General features: G+C 63.4%; 12 protein-coding genes and 1 pseudogene. 3 read left to right on the top strand and 10 right to left on the bottom strand.

Annotated elements, in window-relative coordinates:
- Positions 1-17: 17 nt before the first annotated feature.
- Positions 18-1,205: a CaiB/BaiF CoA-transferase family protein gene (locus K289_RS0126810; RefSeq protein WP_027554357.1), complete on the bottom strand. Its 1,188-nt coding sequence runs from the start codon at positions 1,203-1,205 to the stop codon at positions 18-20.
- Positions 1,206-1,366: 161 nt separating this feature from the next.
- Between K289_RS0126810 and K289_RS0126800 the strand changes: the two genes are divergently transcribed.
- Positions 1,367-2,254, top strand: a complete 888-nt coding sequence (locus tag K289_RS0126800) for a VOC family protein (RefSeq protein ID WP_027554356.1) — start codon at positions 1,367-1,369, stop codon at positions 2,252-2,254.
- Positions 2,255-2,271: 17 nt separating this feature from the next.
- Here K289_RS0126800 and K289_RS0126795 read toward each other — a convergent pair whose 3' ends face one another.
- The 3 genes from K289_RS0126795 to K289_RS0126785 form a co-directional block, all read right to left on the bottom strand.
- The gene (locus K289_RS0126795) at positions 2,272-3,108 is read right to left on the bottom strand and encodes a bifunctional allantoicase/(S)-ureidoglycine aminohydrolase (RefSeq protein WP_027554355.1); all 837 of its coding nucleotides are present in this window, start codon (positions 3,106-3,108) and stop codon (positions 2,272-2,274) included.
- Between the two features lie 65 nt (positions 3,109-3,173).
- Positions 3,174-3,677 carry an ureidoglycolate lyase gene (locus tag K289_RS0126790; RefSeq protein WP_027554354.1) on the bottom strand — a complete coding sequence of 168 codons (504 nt, stop codon included), beginning with the start codon at positions 3,675-3,677 and terminating at the stop codon, positions 3,174-3,176.
- A gap of 27 nt (positions 3,678-3,704) precedes the next feature.
- Entirely contained in the window at positions 3,705-5,039 is a 1,335-nt protein-coding gene (locus K289_RS0126785; RefSeq protein ID WP_027554353.1) for a C4-dicarboxylate transporter DctA, read from the bottom strand.
- A gap of 229 nt (positions 5,040-5,268) precedes the next feature.
- Between K289_RS0126785 and K289_RS0126780 the strand changes: the two genes are divergently transcribed.
- Positions 5,269-6,165, top strand: a complete 897-nt coding sequence (locus K289_RS0126780) for a LysR substrate-binding domain-containing protein (RefSeq protein ID WP_027554352.1) — start codon at positions 5,269-5,271, stop codon at positions 6,163-6,165.
- A gap of 34 nt (positions 6,166-6,199) precedes the next feature.
- On the opposite strand, the gene K289_RS0126775 is transcribed toward K289_RS0126780, so the two are convergent.
- The 6 genes and pseudogenes from K289_RS0126775 to madL all read right to left on the bottom strand — a co-directional run bounded on the left by K289_RS0126775 (position 6,200) and on the right by madL (position 11,823).
- Complete coding sequence (locus K289_RS0126775; RefSeq protein ID WP_027554351.1) at positions 6,200-7,282, bottom strand: NAD(P)/FAD-dependent oxidoreductase; 1,083 nt, start codon at positions 7,280-7,282, stop codon at positions 6,200-6,202.
- A gap of 6 nt (positions 7,283-7,288) precedes the next feature.
- A complete protein-coding gene (goxA, locus tag K289_RS0126770; RefSeq protein ID WP_027554350.1) occupies positions 7,289-9,253 on the bottom strand; it encodes a CTQ-dependent glycine oxidase GoxA in 1,965 nt (654 codons plus the stop codon).
- Between the two features lie 177 nt (positions 9,254-9,430).
- A pseudogene (locus K289_RS0126765) lies at positions 9,431-9,820 on the bottom strand (acetyl-coenzyme A synthetase N-terminal domain-containing protein); the annotation flags it as partial.
- A gap of 90 nt (positions 9,821-9,910) precedes the next feature.
- On the bottom strand, positions 9,911-10,627 hold the full coding sequence (locus tag K289_RS0126760) for a GntR family transcriptional regulator (protein WP_027554348.1): 717 nt from the start codon (positions 10,625-10,627) through the stop codon (positions 9,911-9,913).
- Positions 10,628-11,392 carry a malonate transporter subunit MadM gene (gene madM, locus K289_RS0126755; protein ID WP_027554347.1) on the bottom strand — a complete coding sequence of 255 codons (765 nt, stop codon included), beginning with the start codon at positions 11,390-11,392 and terminating at the stop codon, positions 10,628-10,630.
- A complete protein-coding gene (madL, locus tag K289_RS0126750) occupies positions 11,389-11,823 on the bottom strand; it encodes a malonate transporter subunit MadL (protein WP_027554346.1) in 435 nt (144 codons plus the stop codon). The genes madM and madL overlap by 4 nt, the downstream gene beginning before the upstream one ends.
- A 193-nt stretch (positions 11,824-12,016) precedes the next feature.
- Here madL and mdcA point away from each other — a divergent pair, with 193 nt between their 5' ends.
- Positions 12,017-13,663, top strand: a complete 1,647-nt coding sequence (gene mdcA / locus K289_RS0126745) for a malonate decarboxylase subunit alpha (RefSeq protein WP_027554345.1) — start codon at positions 12,017-12,019, stop codon at positions 13,661-13,663.
- Positions 13,664-13,668: the final 5 nt, after the last annotated feature.

Raw genomic sequence — 13,668 nt, 5'->3', positions numbered from 1 at the left:
GGCCCGATACATATCCGCTAAATGATGCCGTCTTGCCGAAGCGCTGCAATCGCTGCCGCGTCGTAGCCGAGTTCGGCCAGGACAAGGTCGGTATGCTCGCCGAGCGTCGGCGGACGCGTCGCGATCTCACCCGGCGTTTCCGACAGCCGGACGGCGGCGCGTGCGACCGGCGCGCGTTTCGGCAAGCCCGGATAATCGACGTCCTGCATGAAGCCGGCGGCGCGAATGTGCGGATGATCCAGCGCCTGTTGCGGGCTCAGGACAGGCCCGGCCGGAATCATCGCACGTCCCAGCGTATCGACAGCCTCCTGCGTGGTGCGCTCGGCGCACCAGCGCGCCATCCGCGCGCTGATGATGGGACCGTTGTCGCCGCGCTTGATGTCGTCGGCAAAACGCGGATCGCCGAGCCATTGCTCCTCCTCACCCATCAGCTTCGCCCAGCGCTTGAATAGCGGATGACCCGTGACCTGGCACAGCACCCAGCCGTCCCTGGTGCGGTAGATGTCGGCCGGCGCGGCGGTCTGGCCGAGATTTCCGGTCGGAACGCGATTGACGTTGATTACCGCCTGCTCGATCAGCGTGGCATTGGTGAAGGACAGCGCGGTGGCAAGCAGCGCGCCCTCGACGATCTGCCCGCGCCCGGATTTTCCGCGCTCGATCAGCGCGGCAAGTGTCCCGAACGCGCAATGCAGCGCAGTTCCGAAATCGACCCAGTTCACCGCGGCCCGGTAAGGCGGATCGCCTTCGCCTGTCATGTACACCGAACCCGACATGACCTGCCCGACACCGTCGAAGCCGACGCGGTCGGACCAGGGCCCCGGCCCGCCGAACGCCGTCGCCGTCGTCAGGATGATGTCGGGCTTGATCGCCTTCAATGAGCAGTAATCGAGCTTCATTGCGCGCAGGGTCTGCGGCGGCAGGTTGGCGACGACGACGTCCGCGGTCGCGACCAGGCGGCGCATCACCTCCTGTCCCGCCGGCTTCATCGGATCGAGCGTGACGCACTTCTTGTTGCGGTTGACCTGCAGAAACAGCGCGCCTTCGCCGCCCTCGCCGACCGGCGCTACGAAGCGATCCTCGCTGCCGCCGCGCTTCTCCACGCGAATGACCTCGGCGCCGAATTCGGCCAGCAATGTCGCGCAATACGGCCCCGCGATATAGCGCCCGAAATCGAGGACGCGCACGCCCTCCAGAACTCCCCCCATCGATCTCTTCCCTTATGTTTCGGCCAGATTACAGGGAACAGCTTCCACGGCAAGTTGGCAACCGCTAGTCTATGCCGGCAGAAGTGATCACCTTGTGGTTCGATTGGTCGCTGTTCTGCTCTAGTATGCCTCGTCCGTCATCCGTACCCAGGGCCGCATCCATGCCGCAGCAATTCGATCGATCCACCGAGGATCTCGGCAACGCGATCCATCTCGAGCACGTCAACATCCAGGTCCCGGATCAGCGCCTCGCCAGCTTGTTTTACGTCGCGGGGCTCGGGCTCACCCGCGATCCCTATCTGATGGTGTCCGACACCAACATGTGGATCAATGCCGGCCAGAGCCAGTTTCACTTGCCGAGCGGCAAACCCCAGGTGCTGCGCGGTCACGTCGGACTGGTCATCGCGGGCCGCGAGGCGCTGCTGGCGCGATTGGCATCGATCGCCAAGAAGCTCGAGGGCACGGCGTTCGCGTTCGCCGAGCACAACGACCATGTCGAGGCGATCTGTCCATGGGGCAATCGCGTGCGCTGCTATGAGCCGGATGCGGCGCGCTTCGGGCGCATCGCGCTCGGCATCCCCTATGTGGAATTCGACGTACCGGCAGATACCGCAAATGGAATTTGCGCCTTCTATCCCGAGATCATGGGAATGCCCGCCGAGCTCTGGAACGGCGACGGCCAGGTTGCCGCCGTGAAGACGGGCCGCGGCCAGCATCTGTTGTTCCGCGAGACCGACCGGCCCCAGCCGGACTATGACGGCCATCATGTGCAGATGTACATCACCGATTTCTCCGGTCCCTACCGAAGGTTATCGACGCGCAAGCTGATCTCCCGAGAGGACAATCAATACCAGTACCGGTTTTGCGACATCGTCGATCCCAGCAACGGCAAGCATCTCTTCACGGTCGAGCACGAGGTGCGCAGCGCAACCCACCCGATGTTCATGCGGCCGATGGTCAATCGCAATCCGGCGCTGACCAACCGCAACTACGCGTTCGGCCACGATCAATCGCTCTGGGCGATGGGGCTGGATCAGTACGAGGGATAGGGCGCGGCACGGAGAGCCTACGCCGCCCCCAGGACCCTCAGGTTCATATGCCGGTTGACGTCCTTGTAGAGAAGATAGCGAAACCGACCGGGGCCACCTGCGTAGCACGCCTGCGGGCAGAACGCGCGTAGCCACATATAGTCTCCGGCCTCGACCTCCACCCAATCCTGATTGAGACGGTAAACGGCTTTGCCCTCCAGGACATAAAGGCCATGTTCCATGACGTGCGTCTCTGCGAAGGGGATCGACGCGCCCGGCTCGAACGTGACGATATTGAGGTGCATGTCATATCGCATATCGGCCGGATCGATGAAGCGTGTGGTCGCCCACCGTCCGTCCGTGTCGGGCATGGGCGTCGGCGCAACCGAGTCTTCATCTGTCACGATGAGATCGGGCGCAGCGAGCCCGGGCACCCGCTGGTATAGTTTGCGAATCCAATGAAACTGTGCCGGGCTCGAGCTGCGGTTGCGAATGCGCCAGGCGTAGCCGGGCGGGATATAGGCAAAGCTACCCGGCCGCAGCTCCCGTTCTCCATCTGCGAGTTCGAGACTCAACTTGCCGCCGACGACAAAGAGCGCAGCTTCGACGTCCTTGTCCGGCTCCGGCATGTCACTTCCTCCAGCCGGCGCCACGTCCATCAGATAATGGGCAAACGTCTCGGCGAAACCGGAGAGCGGTCGCGCCAGCACCCAGAGGCGCGTGTTGTCCCAGTGCGGCAGATGACTGACCACGATATCGCGCTGCACTCCGTTGGGTATGACGGCATATGCGTTCGTAAACACTGCGCGGCCGCTCAAGAGATCCGTCTGGCGCGGATGGCCACCCTGCGGCACGTGATAGGTTCGCGATGACATTCTCAAGCCTCGTGAAAGTTGCCGGTACGACGTCTCAACGTGAGCTGCCCTGCCCGCGGACCAAATTACGAAAGGGGAATCCGGTTAAGATCGAGCTGCATCGTCTCGTCCAACCAATGCTCTTCGAGATTCCCGTCATCGGCCATTCGGTCGACAACAAGGAACGGGCTTGCGTCCTTGAGAGCAAGGAGCGGATGGTGCCAGCAATTCCGGGCATAGTTCACACCCTGGTGCCCCGTTGCCGCGAACGCCCGATAGCTGGAAGGTGCGAGGGGATCCGTGCAGACCACGACCAGCCAGTCCGCTCCGTTCAAGGGCATGAACATTTGGCTCCCAAGCGGGTGTCGCTCCATCAGGCGAATCGCGATCGGCGCAGGCCGCACGGAGGCGACAAACCAGCTGATGTTGATCTGTCCACCTTCCGCAGCGATATCGATCCTGGCGAGGTCGTTGAAGCGCCGCGCATAGCCCTGGTTGATCGACAGCGGCGTCAACCCGACGGTTTCGACCACTTCACCGAACGGCGCGAACGCCTGCTTCGTCAAGCGCTCAATCGAAAGCGTCAGCATCGCCGGACCTTATCCGCATTCTCGTTTTCAAGACGTCTGCAGACCTGCGACCGGAGCATCTGGGTCGAGTGTATCGACACCTGGAGTCTCACTTGCGGGATCTACCTCGCCGTTCAGGATGCGATGCGCCTTCGCCCGATCGAGATCGCCTTCCCATGAGGCGACGACGACGGTCGCAACGCAATTTCCAACATAGTTGCCGAGCGCGCGGGCGATGCCGATGAACCAGTCCACGGACAGAATGAGGACCAGTCCGATCGCCGGAATCGCTGGAATTGCCGCCAGTGTCGCCGCGAGAACGACGATGGCCGATCCCGGAACACCGTGAGCACCCTTGGAGGTCAGTAGCGCAATGCCAAGGATCGCCAGCAGATCACCCGTAGCAAGCGGCGTATTGGTCGCCTGCGCGATGAACACCGCTGCCAGCGTCAGGTAGATCGAGAACGCGTCCAGATTGAACGAGTACCCGGTCGGGATCACCAGGCCGACCGTTGAACGCTTGATACCCAACAGCTCGAGCTTTCGCATGGTCTGCGGAAGCACGCTGTCGCCAGCAGCGGTGCCGAGAACAATCATCAGCTCCTCGCGCAGGTAGGCGAGTAGCTTGAACAGGCTGAAGCCCGACAGCCGCATGATCGCTCCGAGCACGACAACCACGAAGAGGATCACCGACAGGTAGAACAGGGCAACCAGTCCCCCGAGTTGCTTGAGCGAACCAATTCCGTACTTGCCGACGGTGAAGGCGATCGCGCCGAAGACACCGATCGGGGCAAGCCGGACGACGAAATTCATCATCTTGAAGATGATCTCGTTCGCGCGCTCGATGAACTCGACGACCGGCTTGGCGCGCTCGCCGCACAGTGACGCGGCGCAACCAAACATGATCGAGACGATCAGCACTTGCAGGACATCGCCTGAACTGAAAGCACCCACCATCGTCGAGGGGATGAGCTTCATCAGGAATTCGGAGACGCCGCCGCCGGCGACCTGAGCCGCGGTCTGACTGAACCCGCTGAGCGCCTTAGCGTCCAGCGTTCTCGGGTCGATGTTCATGCCGGCGCCGGGCTGGAAGTAATAGGCCAGCGCGATGCCGAACACCAAAGCGATGGTGGTCACGATCTCGAAATAGAGAAGCGAACGGATGCCGACCCTTCCGACTTTCGAGAGATCGCCGGCCGCTGAAATTCCCTGCACCACGACGCAGAACACGATGACGGGCACCAGCATCTTTATGAGCTTGATGAAGCCGTCGCCGAGAGGCTTCATCTGCAACGCAATGTCCGGATAGGCAACGCCGAGCGCGATACCGGCTGCGAGTGCAACGACCACCTGGAAGAAGAGTGACTTGAAGATCTTGGGCACGGCTTTCCTCGCTCGCTGGGCTTCCATCGGTCTGGCTTGGTCGGCCTGAGCCTCTGCCACTCTTGTCTTTGGCGACGACGGGGTCGCTGCGTACCGAGCCGTCCGTCGACGGACTAGCTCTCGATGCGGAACGTGCGACGCGACATCGAGACGGCTCTATCGGTCATTCGTTGACGATGCTCGATGGCAAGTCCAATATATAGAACGACACGATCAATAGGTTTTTGCTATGGATCTCCGCCAGCTCCGATACTTCGTTGCAGTTGCCGAAGAGCGCAGCTTCACCCTCGCCGCTCGACGGTTGAACCTCTCGCAGCCGCCGCTCAGCCAGCACATTCAGACGCTCGAGGCCGAGCTCGGGACTCAACTCCTCTACAGGACCAGCCGCAGGGTCGAGTTGACGCAGGCCGGCGAAGCCATGCTGGTGCGGGGGCGCGCGATCCTGCAACAGGTCAAAGCCACGGAAACTGAAGTTCGGTCGATCGGCGCGGGCCTGGTCGGCACGCTGGATGTCGGAGCAACCGGCTCCATCCTGCGCGGTCGTCTCGCCGAGATGCTCGCGGCCTACCGCAAGGTCGCTCCATCGGTGAAGATGACAGTGCATGAGCAGGCACCGGCGCTGCAGATCGCGGCACTCCTCAACCGCACGACGAACATCTGTCTCATTCGCGGCGTTCCCGCCGAACGCGGTCTGACCAGCGAGCTCGCATGGCGGGAGCAGGTTGTTCTCGCAGTGCCCCGCACCCATCGACTGGCGCAACGCAAGCGCATCGCCCTCGGCGAACTGGCGTCGGAGGATCACGTCATCCTGGATCCGGATAGCTCCGATTATGCGCGCTATGTCCAGAAATGCTGTGTCGATGCGGGCTTCCTGCCGCGGGTGTCCCAACAGGTCGTCGACGCCCAGTCGATGCCCAGTCTGATTGCCGCGGGTTTCGGCGTGGCACTCGTGCCCGCGTCGATTGCGCGCTTCACGACGGCCGACATCGTATTCCTTCCGATCAGGCCCTCACCGCCCGCGGCCGACGTTTTTCTGGTGTCCAGAGAGGACGAGACGTCGATGGTGGTGCACAACTTCATCAGGCTGGCCCTCCGACACCTGAGCCACCGCAAGAGCCTGAGCTAGTTCCCCCGCCGCTTCGAGCCGATGCGGTTGCGGATCAGATCCCTTCGGGCGAAGTGCCGTTGCGCTGCCGCCAGAATGACGCGTCGGGAAAGCGATGTTCGGATGCGTAGATTGCGCTCTGCGTGGCGAGATAGGACGCGATCCCTTCCAGGAACTGTCGTTCATATTGCCGGAGAGCAGTGTCATTCCGAGCCAAGAGGCCCATTGCACTCTCGGCAGCCTGGATGCCGCTCCAGAGCGCGGTGGCAAGACCATTCGCGCCCAACGGATCAAGGGCACTCGCGGCATCACCAGCCCGGACGATGCGATGGTCGATCAGCTTTGACGTTGTTACGGTGCTCGCCGGCGCGAATTGCAGTTGTGCGCACGTCGCCACGTCGATGCCCAGGCTCGCCAGGCGCGCCGAGACCGCGCTGGTCTGCGAAGCCATGTGTGCCCACAGATGCATGTCTTTGCGCAGTCCCGCTGGCAGCAAGTCCGAATCCGTAAAGAAGCCGAGCAGGATCCGGTCGCGGGGCATCACCGACATGTACCACCACCCCGTCGCCACGGCCTCGACAAGAGTAGCCGGCACGGCTTCAGCACCATCCTCGAGGTCGAAGATGCCGTAACAGGCCACCAATTTGTCGAGACGGCGAAGCGGCGCTTCGGATCCGGCCGTCACGGCAGAGCGGCCCGTGCAATCGACGACGAACTCCGCTTCGATCGAGGAGCCGTTGGCAAGATCGACAACGACGCGTGTCGGCGATCTCGATAGCTGACGAGCCTCGGTGGAGAGCCGCTCGACGCCGTCGGCGTCAAGCGAGTCCGCCATGCGCTGTTCGAGCCGTTGCCGATCGATATGCCAGCCCGATTCCCGGTGAAACGTGTCGCGCCGGAGCGCGGCGCGACCCCACACGGAATAGCGTCCCTGACACGCGATCGCGGTCTCCGCGTCGAGCAAGCCTGTCCAGTCGAGGCTTTCCAGATAGGGAGACGCCCGAAACGAGAGCGTTTCGCCGCGATTGGCGACGTCGTGTCCAGGCGCAATGAGAAGGGGACGGCATCCGCGCCGCAACAGAGTGCGGGCGCAGGCCATCCCTGCCAATCCCGCGCCCAGAATTACGACCTCGTGCATTCCCGTCTAGGTGGGGTCTTTGATCGCCGAGAGATCGAGCGTACCGCGCTGCACTTCGACAAAGACATCCTGGGGAATGCCGAGGAGATCCTTCGGTCCCGTGCGGCGCACGACGACGCCCATTTGCGTCCACAGCGCGATCATTCGCCGTAGTCCGTCGGTGTAGCTGGCCTCGACATGTAGACCGATTCCAGCCGCCCCGCGCGACCATGCAACTCGCGAGTGATAGAAGCGAAGTCGCTCTTCGGCCGAAAGATCCGCCCGCATCATCTGCTTGTAGAAGCCTTCCGGCAGCACATCGACAGGAAGGAGTGCGGGCCACCATACGGGTGTCGGGAAACCCTCTCCGGTGAGCACGGACTGGCAACTGAACGCATCGCCCTGCCAGGGGACGCCCATCCATCGCGTGAGATCACCCGGTGCCTGTGGCCCGACGGGTGCACCGTCGTCGCTCCGGCCGGGATGACCGGAGAAGACGTTTTGTGGATTGAGCTGCAAGCCCACGTCCTGAACGAGGCTCTTCCTTTTGGAGATGGCGATGCGGAAGGGCAGCGGCGTTTCCTTCGTCGAACGATAAAGCTCGGCGTGACGGATCGGCCATGTAATTTCCACGCCTGGATGGAACGCACCACCCGAACACGCATCCAGCGCCGCGCGGGTGAGCGCTTCCGGCCGCAGCGACAACGGCATGTCGTCGAGCTGCGCGACGGCGTCGGCTGCCGAATCGTTGAAGTCGTTGGTGAACGCACCTTTGGCCCAGAGGCTCAGGATCTGGTATTGGGTGGACGTCAGCGTGAGCCAGCTATTCGGGCTTGCCGGGAAGTTGACGCCATCACCCAGCATTGGCGGCAGCGCGTCGGCGCGACGGTCTTCGCCGCCGGGCTTGCGGAATGCAGCGAGAACCTTTTCGCGTGCGGGACGGGCCTTTTCCGTGGGGTCAGCAAGCGTTTTGATCACGACCGGATCCGAAAGGTCGTCAAGATCCTTCCAAGCCTTGCTGAGGTAGGACGCCTGCACAATCCACTGCATCATGCCGGAACGCCGCAGGATCGGGAGGACATCTCGGCGGAACGACACCGGTGCGGCCGGCATTTTCATATGCCCAGACGCGATCATCGCTTCACGTGCAGCGTCGTAGAGACTGACGATCGGTTCGATCTGGGGCGCGAATTTCGGACCGCAGCAGACCACCCAGGCCGACTCGCAATCCACGTCCGCACCGCCGATCCGGACCGTGCCCTTCACCCAGCCATCACACCAGTCATCATGCCATCCGTCATTGTTGGTGAAATCGCGCACCGGATTCTGCGGCAGAGCGGAATTCGAGACGCCATCGGCAGGAAACACCAGAAGACGACCGGCGTCGTCGGTGCGCAGATGACCGAGCGTCACCGGCATGTTCTTCCAGAACCGACCAGCCATGCGGTAGGTCGTGTCGCGCCCGTCCGCATTCGTCGAAGCGCCATCGATCCGAACCGGGCCGGCGTCGATGACCAGCATCTCTTCGCGGCGAGCGTGCTCGATTTGGGCGTTACGCAGCGCGCCGGGAATGCCGGGCGCGCTGTCGCCACCATCCATCGCGTTTGAGTAGCCGTACCAGGCCGCCTTGCTGTTGGCCACGTGCACGGTCCAGCGCAGACCATCGGATGCACCCAGCTCGCGCACCACGCGCCCCTGATCGTCATAGCCGTACACGCGAAAACGCTGGACTTGCTTCTTGAGACGGCTCGGTCCCTGCTTGAAACCGCCCGGCGGCTCCGTCATCAGCCCGGGAACCTCGGGTGCGATAAACCATTCATCGCCATTGCCGACGCGGGAAAAGCCGATCGCCGGGAAAATCGCCGCACGCACGATGCGCGCGCCGGCCGGCGCTGGCTCCTGCGCCTGCACCGGCAGCACCGCCGCCTTGAAAAGCGCAGGCGCAGCAAAACCGAGCGCGGATGCGTTGATCAGAAAATCGCGGCGCTTCATGAATGAGAATCTCCGGCTTTGATCTGCCATTGCCGGCGGATTCGCGCAGCGGTTGCAGAAACCGGACAAGCACTAGGTAAAATTCTTTAACGGGCGATTATCATCGCTTCGCGCGCATGACCGCGGAGAAGGTGCAAGCATCGCTGCGCCGCGACCTCGCCTCCCGGATGCCGGTGAAGATTTCAGCACATTGGCGAATGTGGCGACTTCCCGCGCCAACTCCGCGTAGGTGATTTCCTTGGATTCGTTCGGATCGTCGCCCTCCCAGACGATCGCGACCTGATTGGCGCGCTTCGGGAGGTGGCGGTCGATGCAGTTCCAGGCAACATTGGTCGTGCCATCCTCGAACCATTTGATCGAAATGTTGCGGGGCTCGAACGAGCAATTGCTGACCTTGGAGAACGGCTTCATCCAATCGATACGCTTGCCCTGCTCGGCCCAGAAGCCGTCGGGATCGGACAGCGAGCGCGCATACATCTCGCGGTATTTGGCATCGTCGATCCAGGCGCGTTTCGACCACTCGGCAGGCACGTCATAGACAGACACCACGGAATTGCCATCGGCCATTTCGCTCTCCTTAAAATTGTATTATCGGACAAACACGCCTTGGCGCGCACCTGCCCTGGTTGCTTCAAGCGCGGTTCATGACCGCCATTGTCAGGAATTGTCGGGCTCAGGCCCGTCGACGGGCCTGACGCGGTCGTCGATGTAGCGGCGCAGCGCCGCGGCGGCATTCAGCATATGGGCCCGCATCCTGCGCGAGGCCGTATCGCCGTCGCCCTCCGCGATCGCCTGCATGATGGCGTCGTGCTCGTCGCGCGATTTTCGAATGCGATCGCCCTGCCGCAATTGCGTGCGGCGGAACGCACTCAGCCGAGCACGGACGTCCTGGGCCTGCTCGGCCATGAACGAGTTGTGCGTCGCGCTGTAGATGCATTCGTGGAACCCCCGGTTGAAGGCATCATAGGCGTCGACGTCGTTGGCCTCGACCATCGCGAGCGAGCCTTCGTGCAGCTCGATCAGACGGCTGCGCTCCAGCGGAGTCATGCGATAGGTCGCGAGGCGAACGCACATGGCCTCCACCTCGGCGCTGGTCTCGAACATGTCCATGATCCGTTCGGGTGTCATCCTCGCCACGACGACCCCGCGACGCCCACGCACCTCGACCAGTCCACTGACGACGAGCTGCCGGAGAGCTTCCCGCACCGGCGTGCGGGAAGCCCCGAAGCGATCGGCAAGCTGCTGCTCTTCCAAAGCCGAGCCGGCAACGAGCGCACCGGACGCGATCTCGTCCGTGAGCGCATTGCGGATGCGATCGGAGAGGAGGCCGCCATCTTCTTCTGCTTCGGCTGCGACTTTGAACAGACCTGCCATTCAGCTTCCTATGATTGCGCGCACCGTGAAGTAGAGGATGGATGGTGCGACCAGACATCCGAGACCGGTGTGAAACGTCGCGGTCAATGCGCCGTAAGGCACGAGGCGACGATCGGTCGCCGCAAGGCCTCCGGAGACGCCGCTGACCGTTCCCATCAAGCCGCCGAACACCATTGCGCTGCGCGGATTGTTGAGGCCGATCATCTTCGCGACGAAGGGCGTGCCGATCATCACGATCACCGCCTTGAATACACCGGTCGCGATCGAGAGCGCAATGACCGGCGACGACGCGCCGATCGCTGCCCCCGTGACCGGACCGACGATGTAGGTGACCGCACCGGCTCCGATCGTCGTGAGCGATTCGGCATCAGTGTAGCCAAAGGCTGCGGCGACGAGAACGCCCAGAATGAACGGAACGACCGTTCCCAGTCCGAGCGCGGCCGCGCCGATCAGTCCGGCCCTGCGCGCATGGACGACATCGACCTCGAAGGCGGTGGCAACGATGGCGAAGTCCCGCAGCATCGCGCCACCCATCAGGCCGATTCCGGTCAGCGCCGGCAGGTCGGCTACGCCCTTCTCGCCGCCAGTGGCGATGCCGCCGAAGAAGGCCAGCACGAGACCCAGCATGATCGCGATCGCCGAGCCGTGGATGCGTCCGAAGGTGAGATATTTCGAGATTGCCCCGGAGATCCACATCAGGATTCCGACAGCGGCGAAGGCGGTGATCAGCGAATTGGCAGCGAGCATGTGAGATATCATGGTCATCCGATCCTCCCGGACTTGAAGTGCGGCACGCTCGCCTCGAGCGCCTCGCGGGTCTCGATCTCGTCCATGGTCTCGACGCGGCCACTAAGCCTTCCGATCAGGGCCACCATCGCGAAACACACCGCGACTGCGCCGGCGCCCGCGATGACGACGACCGGACCGCCCTTTGCCGCGGCGACGACGTTCTGCTGCGCGGCCATGGCGACCACGATCGGAATGTAGAAGCTGCCCCAGAACTCGACGCCGGTCTTGAGACCGTGGCTGAGCAGGCCGTGCCGCACCAGCCAGAGCCGGGCCGTGATCAAGAACATCATCGCAATGCCGACACCGCCGACATTGGCCTTCACACCGAGGGCGACGCCGAGCAGGTCGCCGAGCAGGCTCCCCAGCAGCGTGCAGATCGCAAGGAGCGCGACGCCGGAAATGGTCACGGGCGCCTCCCCTCTGTGAGCGGAGTGCGGCGCCCCGGGCAGGGGCTCTTTGTATGCATTCGCGTCATAAATTCCCTCCTGTGTATGCGAATATTCATCGCTTATGGATTTACGTATGCACTAATTGACATCGGAAGGCAATACGCATACATTAGGGTCATCGAAGCCAGTTCCCGCATGCCAAGGAGCCGAAATGAGCGATTGGGGTATGCAAAAGGCCGCCCTCAGCGAGCGCCTCGCAGCCGGCCGCCAGCACGCCAAGGGAAGGGTCGTCCCGATCCCGAACCTGGGCGCGTTTCTGAAGGCGGTGATCCGGTCAGGCGACCGGGTGTGCCTGGAAGGCGACAACCAGAAGCAGGCCGACATCCTCGCCTCGGCGCTCGCCAGCCTCGATCCCCAGGACGTCCATGATCTGCACATGGTGCAGTCGGGCGTGGTGCTGCCGGCGCATCTCGACATCTTCGAGAAGGGCATCGCGCGGCGGCTCGACTTCTCCTATTCGGGCCCGCAGGCGGCGCGCATCGCGCGCATGCTGTTCGGCCGCAAGATCGAGCTCGGGGCCGTCCATACCTATCTCGAGCTGTTCGCGCGCTACTTCATCGACCTCACGCCGAACGTCGCGCTGATCGCCGCCGTCAGTGCCGACAGGGACGGCAATCTCTATACGGGACCGAACACCGAGGACACGCCGACCGTCGTCGAGGCGACCAGCTACAAGAACGGTCTCGTCGTCGCGCAGGTCACCGAGATCGTCGACAAGGTGCCGCGCGTCGATATCCCGGGCGACCTCGTGCATTTCGTGGTCGAGGCCGGCCGGCCCTTCTATGTCGAGCCGCTCTTCACCCGCGACCCCGCCGCCATCACCGAGACCCAGATCCTGACGGCGATGCTCGCCATCAAGGGCATCTACGCGCCCTACGGCGTGCGACGGCTCAACCACGGCATCGGCTTCAACACCGCCGCGATCGAGCTGCTGCTGCCGACCTATGGCGAGAAGCTCGGCCTCAAGGGCAAGGTCTGCACCCATTTCGCGCTCAACCCGCATCCGACCATCATCCCGGCAATCGAATCCGGCTGGGTCGAGCAGATCCATTGCTTCGGATCGGAGGTCGGCATGGAGGATTACGTCGCCGCGCGCTCGGATATCTTCTTCACGGGCCCCGACGGCTCGCTGCGCTCCAACCGCGCCTTCTGCCAGACGGCAGGCCTCTATGCTTGCGACATGTTCATCGGATCGACGCTGCAGATCGACCTCGAGGGCCACAGCTCGACGGTGACGACCAGCCGCATCGCCGGCTTCGGCGGCGCGCCCAACATGGGCTCCGATCCGCGCGGCCGACGCCATCCGAGCGAGCCCTGGCTCAAGGCGGGCGCCGAGGCCGATCCTGATACCAACGCCGCGCTGCGCCGGGGCCGCAAGCTGGTGGTGCAGATCGGCGAGACCTTCGGCGACAGCAACGTCCCGCTCTTCGTCGAGCAGCTGGATGCGCTGGACCTCGCGCGCAAGCTCGATCTCGATCTGGCGCCGGTGATGGTCTACTCCGACGACGTCACCCACATCGTCACCGAGGAAGGCATCGCCAACCTCCTGATGTGCCGCAGCAAGGACGAGCGCGAGCAGGCCATCCGCGGCGTTGCCGGCTACACTGAGATCGGCCGCGCCCGCGATGCCAGGCTGGTCGAGCAGCTCCGGCAGCGCGGCGTGATCCAGCGTCCCGAGGATCTCGGCATCGACCCGCTCGATGCCGACCGCAACCTGCTCGCCGCCCGCTCGATCAAGGACCTCATGCTGGCCTCCGGCGGTCTGTACCGCCCGCCCAGCCGCTTCCGCAACTGGTGAGTTTT

Origin of the sequence: Bradyrhizobium sp. Cp5.3 (assembly GCF_000426265.1) — a bacterium.
In the GTDB taxonomy this organism is placed as follows: domain Bacteria; phylum Pseudomonadota; class Alphaproteobacteria; order Rhizobiales; family Xanthobacteraceae; genus Bradyrhizobium; species Bradyrhizobium neotropicale.
This window is presented reverse-complemented; position numbering and strand designations above follow the sequence as displayed.

Coding starts and splice junctions, on each gene's coding strand:
- madM (WP_027554347.1), bottom strand. CDS start 11,392: ATGACCATGATATCTCACATGCTCGCTGCCAATTCGCTGATCACCGCC.
- K289_RS0126780 (WP_027554352.1), top strand. CDS start 5,269: ATGGATCTCCGCCAGCTCCGATACTTCGTTGCAGTTGCCGAAGAGCGC.
- K289_RS0126795 (WP_027554355.1), bottom strand. CDS start 3,108: ATGTCATCGCGAACCTATCACGTGCCGCAGGGTGGCCATCCGCGCCAG.
- K289_RS0126790 (WP_027554354.1), bottom strand. CDS start 3,677: ATGCTGACGCTTTCGATTGAGCGCTTGACGAAGCAGGCGTTCGCGCCG.
- mdcA (WP_027554345.1), top strand. CDS start 12,017: ATGAGCGATTGGGGTATGCAAAAGGCCGCCCTCAGCGAGCGCCTCGCA.
- K289_RS0126775 (WP_027554351.1), bottom strand. CDS start 7,282: ATGCACGAGGTCGTAATTCTGGGCGCGGGATTGGCAGGGATGGCCTGC.
- K289_RS0126810 (WP_027554357.1), bottom strand. CDS start 1,205: ATGGGGGGAGTTCTGGAGGGCGTGCGCGTCCTCGATTTCGGGCGCTAT.
- K289_RS0126760 (WP_027554348.1), bottom strand. CDS start 10,627: ATGGCAGGTCTGTTCAAAGTCGCAGCCGAAGCAGAAGAAGATGGCGGC.
- K289_RS0126800 (WP_027554356.1), top strand. CDS start 1,367: ATGCCGCAGCAATTCGATCGATCCACCGAGGATCTCGGCAACGCGATC.
- goxA (WP_027554350.1), bottom strand. CDS start 9,253: ATGAAGCGCCGCGATTTTCTGATCAACGCATCCGCGCTCGGTTTTGCT.